The 25,901-nt window shown below is 55.3% G+C and carries 19 protein-coding genes; 5 read left to right on the top strand and 14 right to left on the bottom strand.

What is annotated here, in order from left to right; all coding sequences use genetic code 11:
- Positions 1–190: 190 nt before the first annotated feature.
- The 4 genes from pncB (at position 191) to L3069_RS07515 (ending at position 6,002) form a co-directional block, all read left to right on the top strand.
- Complete coding sequence (pncB, locus tag L3069_RS07530; protein WP_023299736.1) at positions 191–1,393, top strand: nicotinate phosphoribosyltransferase; 1,203 nt, start codon at positions 191–193, stop codon at positions 1,391–1,393.
- A gap of 168 nt (positions 1,394–1,561) precedes the next feature.
- Positions 1,562–2,962: an asparagine--tRNA ligase gene (gene asnS / locus L3069_RS07525; RefSeq protein ID WP_038415785.1), complete on the top strand. Its 1,401-nt coding sequence runs from the start codon at positions 1,562–1,564 to the stop codon at positions 2,960–2,962.
- Positions 2,963–3,568: 606 nt separating this feature from the next.
- The gene (gene ompF, locus L3069_RS07520; protein WP_038415784.1) at positions 3,569–4,627 is read left to right on the top strand and encodes a porin OmpF; all 1,059 of its coding nucleotides are present in this window, start codon (positions 3,569–3,571) and stop codon (positions 4,625–4,627) included.
- A gap of 184 nt (positions 4,628–4,811) precedes the next feature.
- Positions 4,812–6,002 carry an amino acid aminotransferase gene (locus tag L3069_RS07515; protein WP_038415783.1) on the top strand — a complete coding sequence of 397 codons (1,191 nt, stop codon included), beginning with the start codon at positions 4,812–4,814 and terminating at the stop codon, positions 6,000–6,002.
- A 52-nt stretch (positions 6,003–6,054) separates the two neighbouring features.
- Here L3069_RS07515 and L3069_RS07510 read toward each other — a convergent pair whose 3' ends face one another.
- From L3069_RS07510 to cmoM, 7 genes are all read right to left on the bottom strand, one after another.
- Positions 6,055–6,702 (bottom strand): MBL fold metallo-hydrolase, encoded by a 648-nt coding sequence (locus L3069_RS07510; protein ID WP_022647638.1) that lies wholly within the window; start codon positions 6,700–6,702, stop codon positions 6,055–6,057.
- A 20-nt stretch (positions 6,703–6,722) separates the two neighbouring features.
- Positions 6,723–7,274: a YcbK family protein gene (locus L3069_RS07505; protein WP_003858202.1), complete on the bottom strand. Its 552-nt coding sequence runs from the start codon at positions 7,272–7,274 to the stop codon at positions 6,723–6,725.
- A gap of 175 nt (positions 7,275–7,449) precedes the next feature.
- Entirely contained in the window at positions 7,450–9,273 is a 1,824-nt protein-coding gene (ldtD, locus tag L3069_RS07500; RefSeq protein WP_038415782.1) for a L,D-transpeptidase, read from the bottom strand.
- A gap of 179 nt (positions 9,274–9,452) precedes the next feature.
- Complete coding sequence (gene mukB, locus L3069_RS07495; RefSeq protein ID WP_023299731.1) at positions 9,453–13,901, bottom strand: chromosome partition protein MukB; 4,449 nt, start codon at positions 13,899–13,901, stop codon at positions 9,453–9,455.
- Positions 13,901–14,605, bottom strand: coding sequence for a chromosome partition protein MukE (gene mukE / locus L3069_RS07490; RefSeq protein ID WP_038415781.1), 705 nt, complete (start codon positions 14,603–14,605; stop codon positions 13,901–13,903). The genes mukB and mukE overlap by 1 nt, the downstream gene beginning before the upstream one ends.
- Positions 14,586–15,908 carry a chromosome partition protein MukF gene (gene mukF / locus L3069_RS07485; protein ID WP_022647635.1) on the bottom strand — a complete coding sequence of 441 codons (1,323 nt, stop codon included), beginning with the start codon at positions 15,906–15,908 and terminating at the stop codon, positions 14,586–14,588. The genes mukE and mukF overlap by 20 nt, the downstream gene beginning before the upstream one ends.
- 3 nt (positions 15,909–15,911) lie before the next feature.
- A complete protein-coding gene (cmoM, locus tag L3069_RS07480; RefSeq protein WP_006809373.1) occupies positions 15,912–16,691 on the bottom strand; it encodes a tRNA uridine 5-oxyacetic acid(34) methyltransferase CmoM in 780 nt (259 codons plus the stop codon).
- Positions 16,692–16,811: 120 nt separating this feature from the next.
- Here cmoM and elyC point away from each other — a divergent pair, with 120 nt between their 5' ends.
- Positions 16,812–17,591 carry an envelope biogenesis factor ElyC gene (gene elyC, locus L3069_RS07475; RefSeq protein ID WP_022647634.1) on the top strand — a complete coding sequence of 260 codons (780 nt, stop codon included), beginning with the start codon at positions 16,812–16,814 and terminating at the stop codon, positions 17,589–17,591.
- Here the strand turns inward: elyC and L3069_RS07470 are convergent.
- From L3069_RS07470 to L3069_RS07440, 7 genes are all read right to left on the bottom strand, one after another.
- Entirely contained in the window at positions 17,568–18,461 is an 894-nt protein-coding gene (locus L3069_RS07470; RefSeq protein ID WP_003858216.1) for a YcbJ family phosphotransferase, read from the bottom strand. The genes elyC and L3069_RS07470 overlap by 24 nt on opposite strands.
- Positions 18,462–18,591: 130 nt before the next feature.
- The gene (gene kdsB, locus L3069_RS07465) at positions 18,592–19,338 is read right to left on the bottom strand and encodes a 3-deoxy-manno-octulosonate cytidylyltransferase (protein ID WP_023299728.1); all 747 of its coding nucleotides are present in this window, start codon (positions 19,336–19,338) and stop codon (positions 18,592–18,594) included.
- Positions 19,335–19,517: a protein YcaR gene (gene ycaR / locus L3069_RS07460; protein ID WP_003858220.1), complete on the bottom strand. Its 183-nt coding sequence runs from the start codon at positions 19,515–19,517 to the stop codon at positions 19,335–19,337. The genes kdsB and ycaR overlap by 4 nt, the downstream gene beginning before the upstream one ends.
- Before the next feature lie 45 nt (positions 19,518–19,562).
- Entirely contained in the window at positions 19,563–20,792 is a 1,230-nt protein-coding gene (locus tag L3069_RS07455; protein WP_038415780.1) for a winged helix-turn-helix domain-containing protein, read from the bottom strand.
- A 43-nt stretch (positions 20,793–20,835) separates the two neighbouring features.
- Positions 20,836–21,813 (bottom strand): tetraacyldisaccharide 4'-kinase, encoded by a 978-nt coding sequence (gene lpxK, locus L3069_RS07450; RefSeq protein WP_038415779.1) that lies wholly within the window; start codon positions 21,811–21,813, stop codon positions 20,836–20,838.
- Positions 21,810–23,558 carry a lipid A ABC transporter ATP-binding protein/permease MsbA gene (gene msbA / locus L3069_RS07445; protein WP_038415778.1) on the bottom strand — a complete coding sequence of 583 codons (1,749 nt, stop codon included), beginning with the start codon at positions 23,556–23,558 and terminating at the stop codon, positions 21,810–21,812. Before msbA ends, lpxK begins: the two co-directional genes overlap by 4 nt.
- Positions 23,559–23,594: 36 nt before the next feature.
- A complete protein-coding gene (locus tag L3069_RS07440) occupies positions 23,595–25,859 on the bottom strand; it encodes a ComEC family protein (RefSeq protein ID WP_063135895.1) in 2,265 nt (754 codons plus the stop codon).
- Positions 25,860–25,901: the final 42 nt, after the last annotated feature.

Raw genomic sequence — 25,901 nt, 5'->3', positions numbered from 1 at the left:
TATGCAGAATGTTCATCTTTTCAGGCACAACGCCGTTTTTGCTACATTTTTATAACACGGGGCACGAAATGCGCTCGACCATAAAGTGTGCTTATGTTGTGATCGGGGTTCAATAAATCACTAAACAGGGTATACTCCGGAGTTGTTTATTGTACTAAACGCTCCCGTGAGAGGATGCTACAGCGCACCTATGACTCAATTCGCTTCTCCGGTTCTGCATACGTTGCTGGATACCGACGCGTACAAGCTGCATATGCAGCAAGCCGTGTTTCACCACTATCATGATGTTCATGTTGCGGCGGAATTTCGCTGCCGGGGTGACGACTTGCTGGGTATCTACGCAGATTCCATTCGTGAACAGGTCGATGCCATGCAGCATCTGGCGCTCACCGATGACGAATATCAGTGGCTTTCAGGCCTGCCTTTCTTTAAAGCGGACTATCTGAACTGGCTGCGTGAGTTCCGCTATAAGCCGGAACAGGTCACCGTCACCAATGATAACGGCAAGCTGGACATTCGTCTGACCGGCCCGTGGCGCGAAGTGATCATGTGGGAAGTGCCGCTTCTGGCCGTGATCAGCGAGCTGGCCCACCGTTATCGCTCCCCTGAAACCGGTGTAACGCAGGCGGTTGCCGCTCTGGAGAATAAACTCGTTGAGTTTTCCAGACTGACAGAAGGGCTGGATATGTCCCGCTTCCGTCTGATGGACTTTGGCACGCGCCGCCGCTTCTCTCGCGAGGTTCAGGAAGCCATTGTCAGACGTCTGCAACAGGAGCCGTGGTTCGTTGGCACCAGTAACTACGATCTGGCGCGTCGCCTTGATTTAACGCCGATGGGTACCCAGGCGCACGAATGGTTCCAGGCGCACCAGCAGATCAGCCCTGACCTTGCCAACAGCCAGCGCGCCGCCCTCGCCGCGTGGCTTGAGGAGTACCCGGATCGGCTGGGTATTGCCCTTACCGACTGCATTACCATGGACGCGTTCCTGCGCGACTTTGGCCCTGAGTTTGCCGAACGCTACCAGGGTTTGCGCCATGATTCCGGGGACCCGGTTGAATGGGGTGAGAAAGCCATCGCCCATTACGAAAAACTGGGTATCGATCCCATGAGTAAGGTGCTGGTCTTCTCCGATAACCTTGACCTGGCGAAAGCCGTCGACCTTTATCGCCACTTCTCATCGCGGGTGAACCTGAGTTTCGGGATTGGTACGCGCTTAACCTGTGATATCCCCCAGGTGAAACCGCTGAACATCGTCATAAAGCTAGTGGAATGTAACGGTAAGCCGGTCGCGAAGCTCTCCGACAGCCCTGGCAAAACCATCTGCCATGACAAAGCGTTTGTCCGCGCATTACGTAAAGCCTTCGATCTGCCTCAGGTTAAAAAAGCCAGTTAACGGCTTCGGGGGAGCCTTCATGGCTCCCCTTCTCTTATTAATTTCTTATTTCTTCTCTTAAGACGGTGAAATTTACTTGTCTGATAGCGGATGGCAGGTAACATAGATATCCCCCCTATAAGGGCGGACAAGTGTTTATTTTTTCCGACTATTAACAGAGAGAATATTATGAGCGTTGTGCCTGTAGCCGACGTACTCCAGGGCCGTGTCGCCGTTGACCAGGAGGTCACCGTGCGCGGATGGGTGCGTACTCGCCGAGATTCTAAAGCTGGCATCTCCTTCCTCGCCGTCTATGACGGTTCCTGCTTTGATCCTGTACAGGCCGTCATTAATAATTCTCTGCCCAATTACAATGATGACGTTCTGCACCTGACAACCGGCTGTTCCGTGATCGTCACCGGTGTTGTGGTGGCCTCTCCGGGCCAGGGTCAGAGCTACGAAATTCAGGCGACCTCGGTGGAAGTGACCGGCTGGGTTGAAGATCCGGACACCTATCCGATGGCTGCAAAGCGTCACAGCATCGAATATCTGCGTGAAGTTGCGCACCTGCGTCCGCGCACCAACCTGATTGGTGCAGTGGCGCGCGTGCGTCATACGCTGGCGCAGGCGCTGCATCGCTTCTTTGACGAGCAGGGTTACTTCTGGGTGTCTACTCCGCTGATCACGGCATCCGATACCGAAGGCGCAGGTGAAATGTTCCGCGTTTCAACGCTGGATATGGAAAACCTGCCGCGTACGCCGGAAGGTAAAGTCGATTACGACAAAGACTTCTTTGGTAAAGAAGCCTTCCTGACGGTTTCCGGCCAGCTCAACGGCGAAACCTATGCCTGTGCGCTGTCTAAGATCTACACCTTCGGCCCAACCTTCCGTGCGGAAAACTCTAACACCAGCCGTCACCTGGCGGAATTCTGGATGCTGGAGCCGGAAGTCGCCTTTGCCGATCTGAATGACGTGGCTGGCCTGGCAGAAGCGATGCTGAAATACGTGTTCAAAGCCGTTCTCGAAGAACGCGCAGACGACATGAAATTCTTCGCTGAGCGTGTCGATAAGGACGCCATCGCCCGTCTTGAGCGCTTCGTCTCCGCAGACTTCGCGCAGGTGGATTACACCGACGCGGTCGCTATCCTGGAAAAATGCGGCGAGAAATTCGAAAACCCGGTTTACTGGGGCGTGGATCTCTCCTCCGAGCATGAACGTTATCTGGCAGAGAAGCACTTCAAAGCACCGGTTGTGGTGAAAAACTATCCGAAAGACATTAAGGCGTTCTATATGCGCCTTAACGAAGATGGTAAAACCGTTGCCGCGATGGATGTTCTGGCGCCGGGCATCGGTGAGATCATCGGTGGCTCCCAGCGTGAAGAGCGCCTGGATGTACTGGATGCGCGTATGCAGGAGATGGGCCTGAACCCGGCGGACTACAGCTGGTATCGCGATCTCCGTCGCTACGGCACCGTTCCGCACTCTGGCTTTGGCCTGGGCTTCGAACGTCTGATTGCTTACGTAACAGGTGTTCAGAACGTACGTGATGTGATTCCGTTCCCACGCACACCGCGTAACGCAAGTTTCTAACCGACCAAATCATTAATGGCCAGCAAATGCTGGCCATTATTTTATCCTGCAATGTCAGTTTTCGTCAGTCAAAAGTAAGCATCTATAAACCACAACCCCGCAATTCCCTCTACCTGTTACGTTTTGTTTCCACGAAATATCCTTAGACAAAAAAATAACCCTATTCTTATTGCGATTAATACAATCCTTACGCAATAGCACAAAAAACAACCACTTTCACAGCCATCTGGATGGCTTTTGTCGATTATAAGAAAAAATGAGCCGTTTAACTTCTGTTTATACGAAAGACCTTTAGCTAAATTAAACATAAGGAAATCATATATATAAGAATAAAGCGGAGGTTTAATTCACCAGAACGCGCTGAAGTTTGAGGTGCTTCACAAAGTTCCCAAAAATACATATTTAGTTACACATATTTTCTTTTGGTAACTGAATCTTGAAGATTGTAGCACTTTCAGTGTAGCGAAACGGTTCTATGAATGGAAAGATGCCTGTCAGACACATAAAGACACCTAACTCTCATCAATAGTTCCGGAAATATTTATTGACAGAATTTATTGACGGCAGTGGCGAGTGTCATAAAAAAACCAATGAGGGTAATAAATAATGATGAAGCGCAATATCCTGGCAGTGGTAGTCCCTGCCCTGCTGGTAGCCGGTGCAGCAAACGCTGCTGAAATCTATAACAAAGACGGCAACAAATTAGATCTTTACGGGAAAGCAGTTGGCCTGCATTACTTCTCTGATTACGCGGGCAACGATGGCGACAACACTTACGCGCGTCTGGGCTTCAAAGGTGAAACTCAGATCAACGATCAGCTGACTGGCTACGGTCAGTGGGAATACAACTTCCAGGGTAACAACTCTGAAGGCGGCGATGCGCAGAACGGCAACAAAACCCGTCTGGCATTCGCAGGTCTGAAATTTGGTGACGCAGGCTCCTTCGACTACGGTCGTAACTACGGTCTGGTCTATGACGCAATCGGCATCACCGATATGCTGCCTGAGTTTGGCGGCGACACCGGCGCGAGCGATAACTTCTTCGCAGGCCGTACGGGTGGTCTGGCGACTTACCGTAACAGCAACTTCTTCGGCCTGGTTGACGGTCTGAACTTTGGTGTTCAGTACCTGGGCAAAAATGAACGTGATGACGCGGTACGTTCCAACGGCGACGGCTGGGCGACCTCTCTGAGCTATGACTACGAAGGCTTCGGCATTGTCGGTGCTTATGGCGCCGCTGACCGTACCAACAATCAGCAGACTCTGGAATGGGGTGAAGGCGACAAAGCTGAACAGTGGGCAACCGGCCTGAAATACGACGCGAACAACATCTACCTGGCAGCCATTTATGGCGAAATGCGTAACGCAGCGCGCCTGGGCAGCCGTGGTTTCGCTAACAAGTCTCAGGACTTCTCTGTTGTCGCTCAGTACCAGTTCGATTTCGGCCTGCGTCCATCCATCGCTTACTACAAATCTAAAGCGAAAGACGTAGAAGGTATCGGTGACGAAGACTACATCAACTACGTTGATATCGGTGCGACCTACTACTTCAACAAAAACATGTCTACCTATGTTGACTATCAGATCAACCAGCTGAAAGACGACAACAAGCTGAACATCAACAACGACGACATCGTGGCTCTGGGTCTGGTTTACCAGTTCTAATCAGCACACCTCGTTGCTATATGCTTAATGAACAGGGCTTCGGCCCTGTTTTTTTATTGCCGAGAGAAAATAATAGCGACTTTTGAAAAGCCGCACGCTTTTCGTCGCAAACGGTTGGCATTTTGTAAATCTACCGTTAACCTGATAGCGGATTTCACTTCTGTAATCACAATGGAACTTCGTCATGTTTGAGAACATTACTGCCGCTCCTGCCGACCCAATTCTGGGCCTGGCCGATCTGTTTCGTGCCGACGACCGCCCTGGCAAAATCAACCTGGGTATTGGTGTATATAAAGATGAAACCGGCAAAACTCCGGTACTGACCAGCGTCAAAAAAGCTGAGCAGTATCTGCTGGAAAACGAAACCACCAAAAACTACCTCGGTATTGATGGTATCCCTGAATTTGGTCGCTGCACCCAGGAGCTGCTGTTCGGCAAAGGCAGCACCATTGTGAGCGAAAAACGCGCCCGCACGGCGCAGACCCCAGGCGGTACCGGCGCACTGCGCGTGGCGGCAGATTTCCTGGCGAAAAACACCTCTGTGAAGCGTGTCTGGGTAAGCAATCCAAGCTGGCCGAACCACAAGAGCGTGTTTAATTCTGCGGGTCTGGAAGTCCGTGAATACGCCTACTATGACGCGGCCAACCATGCGCTGGACTTCAATGGTTTGCTGGCCAGCCTGAGCGAAGCCCAGGCGGGCGATGTGGTGCTGTTCCATGGCTGCTGCCATAACCCAACTGGTATCGATCCTACGCTTGAACAGTGGGAACAGCTGGCTAAGCTGTCCGTTGAAAAAGGCTGGCTGCCGCTGTTCGACTTCGCTTACCAGGGCTTTGCCCGTGGTCTGGAAGAAGATGCTGAAGGTCTGCGCGCATTCGCCGCCGTCCATCAGGAGCTGATTGTCGCAAGCTCCTATTCCAAGAACTTTGGTCTGTATAACGAGCGTGTCGGCGCCTGTACGCTGGTGGCCGCTGACGATCAAACTGTCGATCGCGCATTCAGCCAGATGAAGTCCGTGATCCGCGCTAACTACTCCAACCCACCGGCACACGGTGCGTCTGTAGTTGCGACGATCCTGAGCAACGATGCGCTGCGCGCAATCTGGGAACAAGAGCTGAACGATATGCGTCAGCGCATTCAACGCATGCGTCTGCTGTTTGTGAACACGCTGGCTGAGAAAGGCGCCGACCGTGACTTCAGCTTCATCATCAAGCAGAACGGCATGTTCTCCTTCAGCGGTCTGACCAAAGAGCAGGTGCTGCGCCTGCGTGAAGAGTTTGGCGTCTATGCCGTTGCCTCTGGCCGCGTGAACGTTGCAGGTATGACGCCTGACAACATGGCGCCACTGTGCGAAGCCATTGTCGCGGTGCTGTAACCTGCACCCATAAAAAAAGCCTGCATCGCGCAGGCTTTTTTATTGAAAGGGTTTACCAGACAGGCATTTCATCCTGAAGGAACGGGTTATGCAACCGCTCATCGCCCAGCGTTGACATTGGTCCGTGTCCAGGGATAAACGTCACATCATCACCTAACGGTAATAACTTCTGCTTAATCGACTGAATCAGCTGACCGTGATCGCCGCGTGGGAAATCGCTGCGTCCTACGCCCCCTTTGAAAATCACGTCACCGGAAATCAGCAGACGCGACGCGTCATCAAAGAAGACAATATGGCCAGGCGTATGCCCGGGGCAATGCAACACCTGTAAAGTTACATTCCCTACGTTAACGCGATCGCCTTCGTTCAGCCAGCGGTCCGGTGTCAGTGGCTGACAGTCATCCAGACCAAACATGCGGCTTTGGGCAGGCAGCCCCTGAAGCCAGAACTCATCTTCTTTTTCCGGGCCGATAATCGGCACACCGTAGTGTTCAGCCAGTTCAGCCGCTGCACCCACATGGTCAAGATGGCCATGGGTCAGTAAAATCTGCATCAGCGTTACACCGCTGGCAGCGACTTCCTGCTTGATTGTCTCTGCGTCGCCACCGGGATCAACAAGCGCGGCCAGTTTAGTTTGTTCACACCAGATCAATGAACAGTTCTGTGAGAACGCGGTAACCGGAATAATACGATAGTTCATACTGCTCCTGTGTTTCGTTATTACCAGTGCCGAACCGGCCCGGTATCAATATGCACAAAGTTGCTACGTGGGTAGTATCCTACACCACCTGCGCGCATAGATAACGCCGCTTTGCGAATATTGGCTAACGAAACGCCTTCAATATGGAAATCCATCGCCTGCCCTTTGGTGTGATAGCTTTTTTTCGCTACCCCACGGCTGTGGGCGCGCAGTTCATTGTTGGTATCCAGAGAGCGATAGCCAGAAATGAGTTGCACCGGCCTTTTGGTCCCCAGCAGTCCCTGCAAGCGGTAAAGCTGATCGAATAATCCAGGGTCGATGGCTTTGATTTTGTTCGCGCGGAAATCACGGAAAAAATGGTTGAGTCGTGCTAATTCATCCTGAATATAGCCTCTGCCATCGAAAAATTCCGCTTTAAGCGTCTCACCAGTATGCAGATTGTTGAGCGTTAAAATACGCGGACGAGGTGTCGAGAGGGTGGCAAATGCTGGCGTCGGAAGGATGGCTGCTGCGCCCAGCGCAACGCCACCTAACGCCAGCAATTTGCGGCGATTAGCGTCAAATTTGTCCATGATAATCAGGTCTACAGGTAAAAGAAATTGTCAATATGCTTAGCGCACGAAGGGCACCATAACTGGCAAAGCCTGCTACGTCAAGGCGCCCAATCCCAGTGAATACGCGGCTTGCAGCCAGATCGCCTCATATTCACCATAACTTACGACAATCATTTTTACCGAACTACTTCATTTATCTGATTAATTGTTCCGCTTTTGGCAAGATTTGTGCGCCGGATCGCGCTGTCAGATCATAATTGTAAATATCTGTACGATACTGGGTACGTCCGTCCGCGCCCACAAACGCCGTCAGATAGTAAAGATTGACCGGAATATTGTGGCGGATATTGACGTAACGCGTATCCCCCTGCTTCAGGGCATCTGATATCCGCGTATCGTTCCAGCCTGCATCCTGCAACAGCATATTCGCCAGTTCGGAGGCCTTATTCACGCGAACGCAGCCAGAACTGAGCGCGCGTGCGTCTTTCTGAAACAGATTATGGTTCGGGGTATCATGCAGATAGATTGCGTCCGAACTTGGCATATTGAATTTGTAACGTCCGAGCGAGTTATGCGCACCCGGTGCCTGCTGGAAACGGAACGGCAGGTTCGAAGGCGTAATCGTTGACCAGTCGACCATCCAGGGGTCAATCGCTTCTTTGCTGTTCCAGCCACGCATCACCGTATAGTTATGTCGCTCCAGATAGCCCGGGTCATTCCAGACCTTAGGCAGGATATCTTTGCGCGCCAGCGTCGGCGGCACGTTCCACGGCGGGTTAACCACCACGTTATTCAGCGCGCTGCTCATCATCGGCGTTTTGCGGTCAGGTCGACCCACAATCACGCGGGACGCCAGCACTTCGCTACCGTCCTGATAGTAGACCAGAGAGTACGCCGGAATGTTGACCATAATGCCGGTGGATAACGTGCCCGGCAGCAAGCGCAAGCGCTGGATATTCAACGCCAGCACCCCTGCCCGCTGGGCCGGAGAGACGTTCAGCCAGTCGCGAGTCGATGGACCAATCACGCCGTCGGCGCCCAGCCCCTGCGCGGCCTGGAACTGCTTCACTGCCGCGACCAGCTCGCGATCGTAAGCGGCGGACTTATTGCTCAGCGCAACGGCGGTTTTCTCTTTTACCGGCGCCGACGGGCTGACGACTGCGTTTTGCGTATCGTCGCCGGGCAGCGCAATTTTAGGGCCGCTGTCAAGCATGCCAGACCGTTTCATAATTTCGCGAATCGCAGGCACATCGCTGCTCCATTGTCCCGGACGCAGCGTTGCTGTTCCACGCAACTGAGGCCACGGGCGGGAATCCGCGACCAGCTCAAGAAGCGACTGATGCATCGTGGCATACTGCGGGTGGGCGGGCGCAAGGCTTGCGATAAAGCGCGGCAGTTCACCGTTGTCCAGCGACAGTTGCCACTGATTAATGACGGACAGCGCGGGCGTCGCCAGCTTGTACGGTTTACTGCTGTATAACCAGCGGTTGCCGTTCACCGAAATCCCCGCCACAAACTGCAAGTAGCCCATCATGGCATCAGACAGCACCACGTCACGCGCCTGTCCGGTAACGGCAGGGTCGGTCAGGAGTTCAACCCAGGTCGTGAACTGTGGCTGAAAACCTGCAATCGCCACTTCAGCCAGCTGCTGCTGGAAGGCACGTACCGCCTCGCGATTTTCCCACATCGGTTTCATATCGCGCGCAGCGTAAAGCAGCGTGAGCTGGTTAATATAAGCGGGAGTATAGCCCGAGGGCAGCCCGGTCATAAGCTGCTGGCGTAATGATTCAGTATCGATGCCTTCCGGCAGCGGTTTAATGCCGGCCATGATGGCCGTCGCCGGAGACTGATCCAGCGGTTGTGACAGCGACGTCGGCTGCGCGCCCATCGTCGCGGAGCTGTCAGTCGGTACAATTTCAGGCTCATCGGCCTGAGCGGTAAACAGTGGAGCAAACATCACTGTCAGGCACAAACTCAGCGCAGACAGCTGACGACCACGATCTTTCTTAAGCAACATCCCTTGCCCCCTGTTTTTCACGACATGCCCAGTATTATGGAGCTTTCCTTCAGTATAGAAAGGCATACACGCTGCTGCCTTACCTTATGTAAAGAAGTTTAAAGATAACGCAGCCCTGAACACAAGTTAAGTGAATAAAAAAAGCGACGCCTGAGCGCCGCCTTTTATCATACCCCGGGTTAAGAGGCGTCAGCCGTGCCCGGTAATGACTCCGGTGGCTGCGGGGCGAAGCCACGCAAACCTACGACGTGTACATGTTCACTGTTCTGGAACACTTTACGCACCAGCTTATAGGTTGTCCCTTTTTCCGGACTGATGTTTTCCGGCGCCGCGATGATGAGCTGCATATCGAGTCGCTCGCAAAGCTCAAACAGCGTGGCGATGGAGCGGGCGTCGAGACGCGCGGCTTCATCGAGGAACAGCAGACGGCATGGAGAGATGTCCTTGCCGCGCAGACGACGCGCTTCATCTTCCCAGCTCTGCACCACCATCACCAGAATCGACATACCAGTACCGATGGCTTCACCGGTAGAGAGCGCACCGGATTCCGCGCGCAGCCAGCCGTCTGAGCCACGGTTAACCTCAACTTCCATTTCCAGATAGTTGCGGTAGTCCAGCAACTCCTCGCCGATGGTTTGCGGCGTACGCTGGCCCATGTCAATCTGCGGATTCAGACGCTGATACAGCTTCGCCAGCGCTTCGGAGAAGGTCAGGCGGTTACTGTTGAACAGATCCTGATGCTGCTCATGCTGTTCAGACAACACGTCAAGCAGCGTGGAGTGCGCCTCACGCACGTTCACGTTCAGCCGCACGCTGTTGACCTGGCCAAACGACACGCTTTGCAGGCCCTGGTTCAGCTGACGGATACGGTTCTGCTCGCGCTGAATGGTTTTACGAATAATATTCGCCACGCTGCGGGAGCTGATTGCCAGCTTCTGCTCGCGGGAAGTCAGCTCCTCCGTCAGACGGCCCAGCTCGATCTCCATCTGTTCGATCGCTTCAACCGGATCGTCGGTACGGATGATGTCCTGACGAATACGTTCGCGTAAGTGCTGATAAACCGCCACGAAGAACTGAATTTTGCGCTCAGGACGCTTCGGATCTTCGGACATGCGCAGCACGTCGCGCAGGTGTTCATTGTCCGCCACGGCCAGACGCAGCGCACCCAGCGCCTTATCCGACATAGAGCGCAGTTCATCGGCTGACAGGTACGCCAGCTCGCGACGGTGCAGACGACGCTCCACGTTGTTGTCCTTCACCATGCGCATAACCGCGCACCAGCCCGCCTTCGCGGTCACAACCTGTTCACGCATCTCAAAATAGTCGCGCTCCAGCTTGCGCAGACGACGCGTCAGGTTGTCCATCTCCGCTTCACAGAAGGTCAGCGCTTTTTCGAGCTGATTACGACGCGCACGGTTGTTGCTGAGCTGAGCATGCAGCTCATCGCGGCGAATACGCGCCCGCTCTTCTGCTCCGCTGTCGGCGCGCACGCCAATGTCCTGCAACTCTTTATGCAGGTCATTTAACAGCTCTTTCTTGGTGTCGAAGGAGCTTTTCAGCGATGCCATGACCTGGCTGTACTGGCTCAGCTGTGCAGCGTGAGTACGCATCGCTTCACGGGCGCGCGTTCGTTCCGCTTCGGCCTGCTCAAGACGCTGGCGCAGCTTTTCATTCAGATCGCTGTTCCCGCTCAGCATTTCTGCTGAATCGGAGTAGCCGAAGTGTGCGCGACGTTGCACCACTTCCGTGAGGGCAAACGCCTGCTGACGCGCTTCGCGCTGCACCTGCTGTGACCAGGCGTAATCTTCTTTTAACTGCTCAAACTGTTCCGGGTCGCTCTGGAGAACGGAAACCATCGGCTCCAGTTTTGCCAGCTGATTGCCGTGTTGCTGCACAAAGCGCGCCGCTTCCTGCGCTTCGTCCAGACGTTCCTGAATCTCATCCACGCGGTCGGCGAGCGTATCGTCCGCCAGCAGGTTCAGGCGCGGCAGGATGCGGTTAAGGGCCGCAACGCCCTCTTTCGCCTGCTCAAACTGCACCCGGCTTTGCTGGTTGTCATTTTCATGGCTGGCAAGCGCACGCTCCAGCTCACCGCGGCGGGTGTTGAGCTTACGAATTTCGGCTTCCGGATCGGGCTGGAAGGCAACGCCCAGATGGCTGCCGATAAAGCGGCTGAACGCCTGATGCAGACGCTGGGTTTTCTGCACGTCAAACGACAGGGTCGCAAAACGCTCTGAAAGCGTTTCACGCTCGGCGTGCAGGCTTTCAATACGGTTTTCACGCGCGGCGCGGCCAAACAGCGGCAGTTCCGGGAAGCGCGAATAGCGCCACTGGCGATCGGCGATTTTCACCACCACCGCTTTTTCCAGCTCGTCGACGCTGAATACGCTGTCATCAAACGACTGCGGATCCCCTTCGATGAGGTAGAGATCTTCCGGGCAGTCTTCCAGCCCTGCAAGCTGGTCAGAAATCAGCGACAGATCCGGCACTACAATCGCGTTACGGGACGGACCGTACAGCGCGGAGAAGTACGGCGCATCGTCCAGGCCGACGTCGTCGTAAATTTCAGACAGCAGCACGCCGCCGAAACGCTCGGCTAACGCATTCAGGCGCGGATCTTCTGAGCCGCCAGGCTGGCTTAAACGCTCGATTTCTTCATCGACGTCACGCTTGCGCGCGCCCACTTCGTCACGCTCAACAATCGCTTCGCGTTCGCGCTCCAGCAGCTGTTGCATGTATTCGGTGACGTCCTGGCTGGAGGCAAACTCCTGACCACACTGCTCGCTGAGCTGGTTCAGGCTGCTTTGTGCGGCCAGCCAGATCGGCGCACGCTGTAAGAGCGTCTTCGAACGGGACTGAAGCTGTTCCAGCTCCTGACGCAGCGTCATGCGCTGTTCGCTGGCGTTCGATACGGTATCGGACAGGGCCGCAATACGCGCTTCCAGCTCCTGATGCAGAGCCTCAAGCTCGTCGAAATCGTAATTTTTACCCTGACGTTTGCAGAATTCCGCCAGCAGACGCTCAGCTTCCTGCTGTTCACGCAGACGCTGTTCCAGCTCGTTCAGGCGCATGCGCAGCGGCTGCACCTGCTCGGCCAGATGGCGCTGATTGACGCCGTCGCGCAGTAGCTCACGGGCAACGTCCCATGCTTCGTTACGCGCCAGCGGACCGTTGATCGCCACCACCAGCTGGTACGCCTGCTCAAACTGGCTGTGTGCCGTTTGCGCCACGCTCATTTTCTGATCGAGAGAAAGCAGTTTCTCAGTGGCTTCCTGCTCTTTGGCCTGGAAGGTATCCAGCCATTCGTCAGCGCTTTCAGGGGTCAGGTCCGGCAGGTGGCACAGCTCTTTGGCACGCTGCAACGCCTGCAGCGCCTGGTTGTATTGGATCGCGCGGGTCTGCTGCACGTCCAGCGCCTGCTGGTAGTCTGCGAGCTGGCTTTTCAGCTCATCCACTTCCAGCTCGGCGGCTTCCGCGCGGGCTTCGTTCTCTTCCTGCAAATCGGCGGCTTCTGCCACCACTTCATTTTGCTCTTCAAGACGAATTTGCAGCTCATCGAGATCGGCTTCATAGCGCTCGATTTTTTCCTGCTGACGCAGCGCGGTTTGCACCAGGTTCAGATGATCGCTGGCTGCCTGGTAATCGGCTTCCAGATCCCCTTCGGCACCGTTGTGCTCGCCCAGTTCGCGCGCCATTTCGACATGCTTATACTGCTCGGCCACCAGCTGTTTGCGGGAGGTAAACAGCTCGCGGCGGTATTCCAGCGCCTGATCGAGATGAATACGGCGCTCGTTGGCGTGACGCATATAGTCTGCCGCCACGTAGTTGGTGGCTTCGCTGATCAGGTGCTTAAACAGATCGCGGTCAGATTGCGTAACACGAATCGCTTCCAGCGTCATGCGGTTTTCACGCAGCGCGGCTTCCATATCCTGGAAGGCCTTACGCACGCCGCTGTTTTCCGGCAGCAGGTAGTCGCGCAGGGAGCGGGTAATGGCGCTTGAGATACCGCCGTACAGGGAGGCTTCAATCAGACGGTAGTATTTACTACGATCTGACGCGCTGCGCAGACGACGGGCCACCACGCCGAGATCGAACATCAGAGAGTGGTAGTCGGTAATGGAGTTAAACTGCTTAAACTGCACGCCTTCGATGGCTTCCAGCTTGTCTTTCAGCTCCTGGAGCGTCAGAACGCGCGCCTGACGTTCATTCAGGGTTTCCGTCAGCAGCGCGGTCGGCTGCACGGAGGTTGGCAGCCCCTGGATCGCAAACGGTTTGATATCTACTTTACGGTCGCGGCCGGCAACCTGCTGCAGGCGCACGCCTACAACCACGCGCTGATGACGGGAGTTGATCACGTCCAGCACCGAATAACAGACGCCCGCTTTCAGCTTACCGTGCAGCCCTTTATCTCGGGAGCCGCTCGTTGCACCCGCTTCAGTGGTGTTACGGAAGTGCAGCAGGGTCAGGTCAGGGATCAGCGCCGTCACGAAGGCCGCCATGGTGGTGGATTTACCTGCCCCGTTACCGCCGGAGAGCGTTGTCACCAGCTCATCCAGATCGAAGGTTCGGGCAAAGAAGCCGTTCCAGTTAATCAGCGTTAGTGAGCGAAATTTACCGCGTTCAATCATTACTCTTCCTCCCCGCTATCCGGCTGATTCTCTTCGTGCTCGTCATTGAGCTGCAAATGGTTTTCCACCGGCATCGCTTCACCGTCACGGATCATGCGCAGCTGTGCTTCACGCGCATCGTCACCCGCACGCACGTCGGCACCAAAGCGGAAGACCGATTCGGTAATGCGGAACTTGCTGCTGTCGTGACCCATGAACCAGACCATTCCCAGACGGCGCAGACGGTTCAGGGAAGAGCGAACTTTTTCCTGTAATTTCTGACGGTCCAGATCGGACCCCGTCGAGCGGTTATTTACCAGCTTGAGCAGCTTGGTTTCATCCGCCAGCGACAGCAGCTCATCGTAAAGCTCCTGCTGGGTGAAGATCCCTTCATTCGCCAGACGTTCCGGGCTGAGGTAGAGGTAGCAGAGAATTTTGCCGACCATCATATCCAGTTCGGAAAGCACCGAGCGCGGAATAAGCGTAGTAGAGCGCGGACGCAGGTAGAAAAACCCTTCCGGCGCGCGGATCAGCTCAACGTTATAGCGAGCGTAAAACTCTTCCAGATACTCCTGAAAGTCCATCAAAAAGGCGTGATTATCCAGCTCGTCAAGGCCAATGTGACGACCGGCACGCAGCTGGCTGTCCAGCGCCGGAAACAACGGATTCGCCAGCGCCTGTGCCAGCTTAACTGGCATCACTTGTTCAATATTTGTCAATGACATGCGCCTGTACCTTGGCTCCGTAATCGTTAATCGGCTGCCACTTCGGCGGCAGTCCGGTGAAATCGGCTTGTGCGATGCCCAGGCGCACCGCCTGGTCTACAACAATGCGGGCAACATCGAAGTGGCGCGCGCGCGGATACTGCGCCAGATAGTCGCGTACCACGAGGCCAAGATCCAGCGGTGCTTGTCTGGCTTTATAGACAGCGAGCTGTTCTTCGATCATCGCCGCAAGCTGCTCGCGAATTTCGTTAAATTCTTCGTATTCCAGATCCGGCGGCAGTTCACCGGTGACCTCTTCATCACGCAGCGCCATCTCTTCGTCGCGCATATCCAGAAGACGATCGGCGTTGGCGTAGGTCAGCGCCCACGGCGCATCAAAGTAGGTCTGTACCGACTGGCGCAGACGCTGAGCAAAGACGCGGTTCTTATCCATATCGATGGCGGTACGGATAAATTTATGCACGTGGCGGTCGTAACCGATCCACAGGTCGATCGACTGCTGGCCCCAGCTGATAATGCGGTCAAGCTTACTCTGCAAATCAAACACCAGACGGTCGATAAAATGCAGATCGTCGTGCGCCATCGTCGCGTCCTGGATGCGCAGCAGGTTGGCCTGTAGCTTATCCCCAGCCGCCTCCAGCGTATCCTGCAACTCACGTAGCGTACCGGACGTTTCTGACAGCAAAAGTTCACAGCTGGAGATGGCCGCACGCCAGTCTTTATTCAGCAGTTGAGCGATATCGTCTTTGACCTGCTGCTGCTGTTCGTCCATCAGACGTTGAGTCAGATCGATACTGTCGAAAATCTCGGCGACCGAGTATTTTAGCGGCGCGTAAACGTTGCGATGCCAGTGGAACTCGTCACCGTTTTCATCAGCCGCGTCGGCGGCACGCTTCAGCTCGCCTGCAACAATGGAGAGCTGCATGGAGAGACGCAGCGTGGAAAATTCGCGCTGGCGGATGTAATAGTCGGTAATGCCAATGCCCAGTGGCGTAAGACGATAGATGGCGTTTCCTTCCGCCTGCTCGCTGGTAAAGCGGTTCAGCAGACGTTGACGCACCATATCATTGATTGCGTTGTTGGCACGCACGCTAATGGTTTCGCTGGTTTGCTCAAACGCATCACTGACGTGGCGGAACGCATCCACCAGTTCGCCTTCACTCATTTCGCCATCCAGGCGTTCGCCGTTTAGCGTCGCAACCGCCAGCAGGAATGAGAGTCTGTCTACCGGCAGCGAGATGGAGAAATCGTTTTTCCTGGCCCAGGCAACCAGTTCGGGGACTGTCTGGGAAAATTCACTCATAGATTATCCTTGCATCTGCGGCTTGCGCGCGGTGACGTGGATATAGCGGCCAAGGCTCAGATAAGGCTCCTGGCGGCAGTACCGCGTCTCTATTTCTGTTAAGGCGTCTAAACAGTCATCCTGTTTTTGTTTATCACGCAGATAATCATGAAACACCCTCACGCCGGTTTTGCCGGTAATTTCCCAACCGATCTCCTCCAGCCAGCCATAGACCTGCTGCGGTTCACGGGGGAAATCCGGTGAAAGCGTGCGTCGTTTCTTTTTATACATGCCCTGCTGTACATAGCCAAAATTGCCGACCAGCACGTTTCGCATCAGCAGGCCGTTGGCATTGTAAAACATCAGCGATAACGCACCGCCCGGGCGCAACATCGACCACAGCGTTTTTAACATCGCTTGTGGTTCGGCGACCCATTCGAGCACAGCATGAAACAATATCAGATCAACCTGCGTTTCCAAATGCTGCGGAATGTCCTGAGCGGCGCAATGTATAAAATGCATGTTGTCGCTCACACCTTTCTCTTCTGCCGCTCGCCCGGCGCGCGCAACCATCTCGGCAGAAAGATCGCAAAGCGTGACGTGATGTCCCCGCTGCGCCATCAGAATTGCAGTCTGCCCTTCCCCACCGCCGGCATCCAGTACGCGCAACGGTCGGTCACCAAATTCAGCCAGCAGCTTATCCAGATCCTGCCAGAGGATCGTCTGACGAAGCTGACCTTTGGTGGTGCCATAAATGTTGCGCGAAAACTTTTCCGCGATGTCATCAAAATTGCGATCCCGCATTGGGAGGGTTCCACTCACTGCAAAACCGCTATTTTGTCACACCCGCGCGGAGAATGAACCACTCTGGTGTAATATCACGGGCAATCGCCTGCTGTATGGTTAAAAAAGGAACCAAAAAGGATGCTTTTTACCCTAAAAAAATATATCGGAGGCATGATGCTTCCCCTTCCCCTGCTGTTGCTTCTCATCGCGCTGGGGCTGGCATTGATATGGTTTAGCCGCTTTCAGAAAAGCGGTAAATCCCTCGTCACCGTGGGCTGGCTGGCGCTGCTATTACTCAGCCTGCAACCGGTCGCTGACGGTTTGTTACGCCCGATTGAAAACACCTACCCTACATGGCAGGGAAAACAGAAGGTGGGCTATATCGTGGTGCTGGGCGGCGGGTATACCTGGGATCCGAACTGGGCGCCCAGCTCGAACCTGATCAACAACAGTCTGCCGCGTCTGAACGAGGGGATCCGCCTGTGGCTGGCCAATCCGGGATCGAAGATGATCTTCACGGGCGCTGCGGCAAAAACCAACCCGGTAAGTACCGCTGAAGCAGGGGCAAGAGTGGCTGAATCGCTTGGCGTACCACGTTCCGCCATCATCACGCTGGATAGCCCAAAAGATACCGAAGAAGAAGCTGCTGCGGTGAAACAAGCCATCGGTGATGTGCCGTTCCTGCTGGTGACCTCTGCTTCTCACCTGCCGCGCGCAATGATTTTCTTTGAGAATCAGGGCCTGCATCCGCTTCCTGCTCCGGCAAACCAGCTGGCCATTGACGCCCCGCTCAACCCGTGGGAACGGATAATCCCGTCCCCGGTATGGCTGATGCACAGCGACCGCGTCGGTTACGAGACGCTTGGCCGCCTGTGGCAGTGGCTTAAGGGTTCGTCAGGCAAGCCAGGGCAGGAGTGATTTTGCGGCCAGATCGAAACTGGCCCGATTAAAGCGCCCGGTGTTGACCAGTTGCGCCACCTCATCCCAGAGAAGATAGAGCCAGCGTCGCCAGAGAAAGGCCTCCGCAACGGGGGCGCGCTGAAGATAGTGCCAGAGCAAATCTTCCGCCGCCCCGCCCTCGCTCAGCCTGAACAGTTCGTACTCGCGCGGCGCCCAGAGCATGATCCCCGGCCCGACCATTGCCAGAAGCTGATCGCTGCGCGAGTCTTTAAGCATACTGCGCAGCGTGAAGTTGCCGTGAACCAGCACGCAGTTGTCGTTAAAACCCTCAAACAGCGTCGGAAGACATTCCCGGGTGCGGAACAGAATACGTTTGTCCTGCATCGTTAAACCGGTGTTGTTGAACTGGTTCAGCGTGCCCCAGAGCACTTCGACACGCTGGCGATACCATAGCGGCCACAGGTTTTCCTGGGTGCTGTCTACCGCGCCAACAAGACCCCGGCTGTCCTGCCGATGCCAGGCAAGCAGAGCCTCGACAATCTGATCTTTCAGCTGTTCCCAGCGCTCCGGTGTACGCGTCGGAGCTTCAACAGAAACCCCGCGTAAACGTTCAATAAGCAGAACATCCGGGCCGGGATGCTCCTCATGGGTCATCACGCCGTAGACCGTCGGCATACGGACAGTCCCTTCCCGCGCCAGCATCGACATTTTCCAGGCCAGCTGTCTGGCGACGCCCGGCGAGGTAAAACTTCTGGCCATCAGCGGCATGGGGTTTCCCTGACTGTCGTACAACGACCAGAGTGCGGTATCGGCCTTTTCATTCACGCATTCCACCCGGCTTAGCTTTTCGCCAAGGAGATGGCTGAGTTCAGCACGCAGCTGTTCCATATGAGATTACCCCCATTAAGACTACTGCTTTTATAATGAGCGCGCGAACCCCGGATGTCACCCGGTCGAGATCAATAATGAAAAAGAAAAGGTAGAGAACATCCCCCCAGAACGAGGGGATGGCAGCGAATTAACGCAATTCGACGCGTACGCGATCGAGATCTTCAGGCGTATCCACGCCGGTACCAGGGACTTCCTGGGCAACCGCAACGTGAATTTTCTCGCCGTACCACAGCACGCGAAGCTGTTCGAGCATTTCGATATGCTCAAGCGGGCTTGGTGCCCAGGCGACATAGCGACGAATAAAGCCGGCGCGGTAGCCGTAAATACCGATGTGGCGCAGGAAGGTTTCGCCGATCGTCTCTTTCGATTGCGCGAAACGATCGCGATCCCACGGAATGGTGGCGCGGGAGAAATAGAGCGCGTAGCCCTCTGCGTCCATGACCACTTTCACCGCATTCGGATTGAACGCCTCTTCAGCGTGGTGAATCGGCACCGCGAGGGTCGCCATGCCAACCTTACGCTGGGCCAGGTTGTCGGCCACCTGACGGATAATAGCCGCCGGGATCATCGGCTCATCGCCCTGCACGTTCACAATCACCGTCTCGTCACTGAAACCGCATTTTTCGACGACTTCCGCCAGGCGCTCGGTGCCAGACTGGTGGTCGGCACGGGTCATGCACACTTCCCCACCCGCGGCCTCAACCGCTCGCGCGACATCCGGGTGATCGGTGGCGACGATGACGCGTCCGGCGCCCGATTCGCGTGCCCGTTCAAGGACATGCACAATCATCGGTTTACCGTTGATATCCACCAGCGGTTTACCTGGCAGGCGCGTTGAAGCATAACGCGCAGGGATAATGACAACAAAACTCATGGTTTGATCTCTTCTGCCACCAGGGAACGGGCTTCATTTTCCAGCAGGACCGGAATACCGTCACGCAGCGGGAACGCCAGGCTGTCCAGCTTGCAAATCAGCTCTTGTTTATCCTGGCTGTAATACAGTTTGCCGTTGCACACCGGGCAGGCAATAATTTCAAGTAAACGGTGATCCATAGTTCCTCCGTATGGGTAATTGCTAAAGCTTACCACATTCTTTTTTCAGGGAGTGCCTGTTTCCCAGCCACCTCGACAGGTCGTAAACAGCCCCGCAGGCACGCGACCGAGTACAATTTCATACGCCCCCTGCCAGCGCGCAAATTCACTGAGCGCAGACGTTAGCCCTTTTTCCAGGCCAGCCGTGACTTTTATGCCCTCTTCCAGCCAGAGCGCGATAATTTCAAGCGTGCCGGTTTTACGGTGCATTTTAGCGTCCATGCGCCCGACAAGCTGCCCTTTATGAAGCAACGGCAAAACAAAATAACCGTACTGACGCTTTTGCGCCGGGGTGTAGCATTCCAGACGGTAGCTGAAATCAAACAGCTGTTCGGCCCGCTTTCTGTCCCAGACTACGGGGTCGAATGGCGAGAGCACGGCACTGTGGGTCGCCTGGAGTTTGCCCTCTTGCGCCTGCGCCAGCAGAGGGAACAAATCCGCATGCAGCCACATTTCACCTAACGACTCAACCGAGACCTGCATCACGCGCTGTTCACGCTGCCACGTTTCCAGCAGCGGTTTTAGCTGCGGCTGACGCAGGCGATAATAATCCGCCAGCCACTGTGGGCGGAATATGCCCAGGCTGCGGGCGCTGTTCCCGAGCATGATGGCTTCGGCTGCGTCCTGAGACAGCAGGTCACGCGTATCGTCCCAGTGAGGCATAACGCGGTGCGTGAGGTCATAGACGCGCTGAAAGTTGCGGCGCTCGACCACCATCACTTTGCCCGACGTAAACAGCCCTTCAAGATGGCGTTTGTGCGGTTTCCACTCCCACCATCCGCTTGCGCCTTTTCGCGGGTGTTCAAAATCCGCAGAGCGTACCGGACCGTTTTCCTGAATATGGGCAATCAGTTGTTCTATTTCATCCGCGTGTTCCGCCATCCACTCCTGGCGGTATTTCCAGCCCATTTTGTCCGGGGCGAGCATTCGGTGACGCACCAGTGCAAAATCGCTGCGCGGGAGAAAACAGGCTTCATGCGCCCAGTATTCCATCAGTTCGCCCTGACTTAGCGCATTATCCAGCCACTGCGGAGGATAGTTTCCCAGGCGGCTAAACAGGACCAGATACGGGCTACGCGCCACGATGTTAATGGTGTCGATTTGCAGCAACGACATGCGTTGCACGGTAGAGAGGATATCAGCTGGCTGCGCGCGGCGGCGGGACTTCTTCAGAAGCCCCTGGGCGGCAAGATGCAGGTTGCGTGCGGCTGCAAGTGAGAGTTGCGGTAGAGACATGCGTTTTCCTGTCAGTCAAAGCGCTACCGGAACCACGTAGAAGTTACTGCACTAACGCGAGCAGTTCCTTGAGCAAATGTTCCGGCTGTTCGCCGCTGAGTTCAGCATCAACCGGCAGATACCACCAGTTTTCTTTCGCAAAGGCCCGGCATTTTACCGCGTCTTTTTCCGTCATGATCAGCGTCTGGCCCGGTGCGGCCAGCCTCTCAACCTCTTCGGCAACCAGCGCCTGGTGATCGGCCAGCGGTACCCGTTTCTCCAGCCGCGCGCCGCACTGCTCCAGCGTCGCGAAGAAACGCGGCGGATGACCAATCCCGGCCATCGCAATCAGATGATCCAGTAACGCGACGTCTTTACGCTCGCCGGTCAGCATATTCACTGCCTTTCCGGGACGAAGATGCATCGGGATCTCACTCGCTCTGGCTTCACCACCGTTCACAATCACGGCATCGACGCTCTTCAGGCGCGACGCACGCTCACGCATTGGACCGGCTGGAAGCCACCAGCCGTTGCCAAAACGCCGCACGCCGTCAATAACCACGATCTCTTTGTCACGCGCCAGCGCGTAATGCTGCAAACCATCATCGGTAATTATGATTTGTACGTCATGCTCTGCAAGCAGTGCCTTTACGGCATCACTGCGCACCGGCGATACCGCAACCGGCGCGCCAGTACGTTGGTAAATCAGTACCGGCTCATCACCGGCTTCAGCGGTTGTCGTAGCTGGGCTCAGCACCAGTGGATACTGCGCCGCTTTACCACCGTAACCGCGTGAGACAACTCCCGGGCGGATACCGCGCTTCTGAAGCTGTTCTACCAGCCAGATCACCACCGGCGTTTTGCCGTTTCCACCCGCCGTCAGGTTGCCGACCACCACTACCGGTACCGGTGCGCGCCAGGCGCGCTTGATCCCGAGGCGATAAAGCAGACGAATAGCACCGCTCACCAGGCCATACAGCCAGGAGAGCGGGAGAAGCAGCACCCACAGAGGGGATTCACCCGACCAGATACGTGCAATCATTGACCGAACTGCATTTTATGAAGCTGCGCGTATACACCACGTTGTTCCAGCAGGTTCGCATGGCTGCCGCGTTCAACGATAACGCCGTCTTCCACCACCACGATTTCGTCAGCCTGTTCGATGGTCGACAGACGGTGCGCGATAACCAGCGAGGTACGGTTTTTCTGTAATTCATCCAGAGCCGACTGGATAGCGCGTTCAGATTCCGTATCCAGTGCGGACGTTGCTTCATCGAGGATCAGAATCGGGCTGTTGCGCAGCAGCGCTCGGGCAATCGCGATACGTTGACGCTGACCACCGGAGAGCAGCACCCCGTTTTCGCCAATGATCGTATCCAGACCGTTATCCATTTTGTTAATGAAGTCCATCGCATAGGCCATACGCGCCGCATTCTCGATCTCTTCACGGCTGTACTCTTCGGTACGGGCATACGCAATGTTGTTCGCCACCGTATCGTTGAACAGATGCACGTTCTGCGAAACCAGCGCGACCTGGTTACGCAACGACTGTAGGGTATATTCCCGCAGGTCGTGACCATCAAGCAGGATTTCGCCCTGGTCGATATCGTAGAAACGGGTAATCAGGCTGGCAATAGTCGACTTGCCCGAACCGGAACGACCGACCAGTGCAACGGTCTTACCCGCCGGGATGGACAGGCTGATATCACGCAGCGCCGGCACTTCACGGCCTGGATAGGTAAAGGTCACGTTGCGGAATTCCAGGTCACCTTTAGCGCGCTCTATCACGCGTGTACCTTCATCTTTTTCTTGTTCGGAATCGAGGATGCTGAACAGCGTCTGACAGGCTGCCATCCCGCGCTGGAACTGGGCGTTGACGTTAGTCAGCGATTTCAGCGGACGCATCAGCGCAATCATGGATGAGAACACCACGGTAATGGTACCCGCAGTCAGGGTTTCCATGACGCTCGGGAAGCTTGCTGCATACAGGACGAAGGCCAGGGCCAAAGAGGCAATCAGCTGAATGATCGGATCGGAAATCGACGAGGCCGATACCATTTTCATCCCTTGCAGGCGCATTCTGTTGCTGACCTTGTCAAAGCGTTTGGTTTCGACTTCCTGACCGCCGAAGATCAACACTTCCTTGTGGCCTTTCAGCATCTGCTCGGCGCTGGTAGTCACCTGCCCCATCGTATTCTGCATATTTTTACTGATGTTGCGAAAACGCTTTGATACCACGCGGATCGCGATGGAGACAATCGGCGCCAGCACAATAAGGATCAGCGACAGTTGCCAGCTGTAATAGAACATCATCGCAAAAAGACCGATGATGGATGCGCCTTCACGCACAACGGTAATCAGTGCGCTGGAAGAGGACGACGCCACCTGCTCTGAATCGTAGGTAATACGCGACAGCAGGGTACCGGTTGACTGTTTGTCAAAGAATGAGACTGGCATCCCCATCATATGGCTGAATAACCGACGGCGCATGGTCATCACCACTTTACCGGATACCCAGGAGATGCAGTAGCTGGATACATAGCTGGAGATTCCGCGTAAGATCATCAGCCCAATAACCACCAGCGGCATCCATAGCAGCACTGAACGATCCGTTTTACCAAAACCGTCATCCAGTAACGGTTTGAGAAGCGATAACATAAACGTATCGCTGGCTGCGTTGAGGATTAACGCTACGCCCGCCACGATCAAGCCTGCTTTGAAAGGTGCAATCATCGGCCAGAGCCGGCGGAACGTTTGCCACGTGGAGAGATCTTTGTCGTTATGCATTCAAAAAACCAGCATTTGTTGAAATAGCCGCATATTCTACCCGTTATCTACGGGCGCGCCAAACCACTGATGATACCAACGCGGTAAATAGTGTTCACGTAAGCGGCGAATTTGCCGACTTTGGTGCGAAAACGTCACAGTTATCTGTCCGGACTGCGGGGTATCAAGCCAGAGATATCCCTCAGTTCGATAGCGCCTGACTACTTTGATGGAAGGGAAACGCCACGCGTTATAGCGGGCCATCGAGGCCAGCGAAACCTGCCCCTCCACGCGCTGTAGCAGCGGTGTTGAAGATGACGTGTTACTCCCATGATTCGGCACCTGAATCAGTGTAGCCGCAAGTTGACGCCAGCGGTGGCTCAACATTGCCAGTTCTGCCTGCGCTTCAATATCTCCGGTCAGTAAAACGCTCTGTTCGCCGTCATCGATTTTTACCACGCAGGAGCGGTTGTTACCTTTCTCCGGGGTGTTTTCGGGTGGCCAGTGCACGGAGAACGTTAACCCATGCCACTGCCATCGCTGTCCACGAAAGCACGGAAGATGTCCGGTCCAGGCTAAGGGGCTTCTGATCCACATTGCAGGCCAGGCAGCTTTTAGCGATGTCAGTCCCCCCGCGTGGTCGAGATGTTCATGGCTCAGGATCACCCCTTCCGGCCTCAGATGATGCCAGCGTAGCCAGGGAATAATCAGCTGCTGCGCGCTGTCCCCACCGGGCCATGCCAGCCCGGTGTCATACAGAATGGCCTTCCCGTGACGCTCAATGACCATCGCCAGCCCTTGCCCTACATCCAGCATATGCAGCGACCAGCTGTCAGTTTTAATCCTGTGCCAGAGGGGAAATGCCATCACCACGCTGCCTGCCAGACAGACTGCGGGTACTGCGCTGAAGGCCCTGAATCGCCAGCCAATGATCAGCAGCCACGGCAGTAACGTCAGGCATTGCCAGCGTTCATCCACGTCCTGCCAGCCATTCGGTAAACGCATCAATAGCCAGAAAAGTCCTGCCAGAGATTTATCGGCTGCCAGCCAGACGATACTTTCCAGCGTCGCCACCGGAAACAGATGCAGAAACATGCCGAGCAGGATCAGTGGAACTGAGATAAACGTTACCAGAGGAACAGCAAACAGATTCGCCACCAGCGAGGAGAGACTGAAACCATGGAAAATCAGTACCTGAAGCGGCAACAGAAGCAGCAGCATTCCAACCTGCAAATACAACAGCGTAACCAGCGGCCGCAGGCACCGGCCACGTTGCCAGTGCGGGAGAGGCAACCACTGATACCAAAAAATAAGCGCGGCGACCGCAAACGCTGACAACGCCAGGCTTTGTGACAGTACCGCCAGCGGATCGAAAAACAGGATCGCCGCCACGCAGGTAAGCCATACCTGCCAGGGCGACCACTGGCGACCACTCATTTTTAATGCAGCCAGTACCACAAGCGCCATAACCGTACGCAGCGCGGGCGGCTGCAATCCCGTTAGCCATGCGTAAAACGCGGCAAAAAGCAGACCTGCCAGCAAGGGGATTTGCCAGATAATCCAGCGGCCCGGCAGGAAGAACTGGATCCCCCGCGCCAGAAACCAGATGACAGAAGCGGCCAGCGCAATATGCAATCCCGAGATTGCCATCAGATGCATCGTTCCGGTCTCACGCATCAGGTTTTTTATCTCCCGCGAGACCGATAGCCGCTCCCCCATCCCCAGCCCCAGGATCACGGGCCCCCACTGATATGCTGAAAGCGTATTCTGTAGTGATGTCAGGTATTGCGAACGCAGGCTACAGCGTGCGTCGATAATCTCCGCATGGGTAAACCGTCCGCTCAGCGTCTGGTGTCGGGCAAAGGCGTTTTTCTGCGAATCATAGCCGCCATCGTTGAGTTCTCCGTGTACCGCCCTGAGCCGCAGGGTCATCGCCCAGCGTTGACCCACGCAGACATTTTGAGGCAGGTAGTTGCCGTAGAGTGACACGCCCATGGCAGCCCACACGCGTTCTCCATTGAGGCTGATAATCCTTCCCTGATGCATCGTTGCGCCGTCCGTTGCGGTAATAACCACCTCGGCCTGCTGCGGTGCTTTCGTTAAATGGTTCATCGGCCACACGCTTTCCTGAGCGGCCAGGATCCCCCAGCACATAAAAAGCAATGCGAGGCCTGAAAACCTGAGCCATTTTCTCTTCTGTACGGATAACGCAACTCCTGCGGCAATCAGCAACCAGACAATATGCAAATCTGGCAAAACGGGTAACCAATAGAGCGGGATTATGGCCAGAATGGCGCACATACTGATAACGTGGATCCCCATCTTCACCTCCATGTTTCAGGCGATTATGCGGCGGGACTGATG

It is taken from the genome of Enterobacter cloacae complex sp. ECL411 (assembly GCF_021869665.1).
GTDB classification, from domain to species: Bacteria; Pseudomonadota; Gammaproteobacteria; order Enterobacterales; family Enterobacteriaceae; genus Enterobacter; species Enterobacter intestinihominis.
This window is presented reverse-complemented; position numbering and strand designations above follow the sequence as displayed.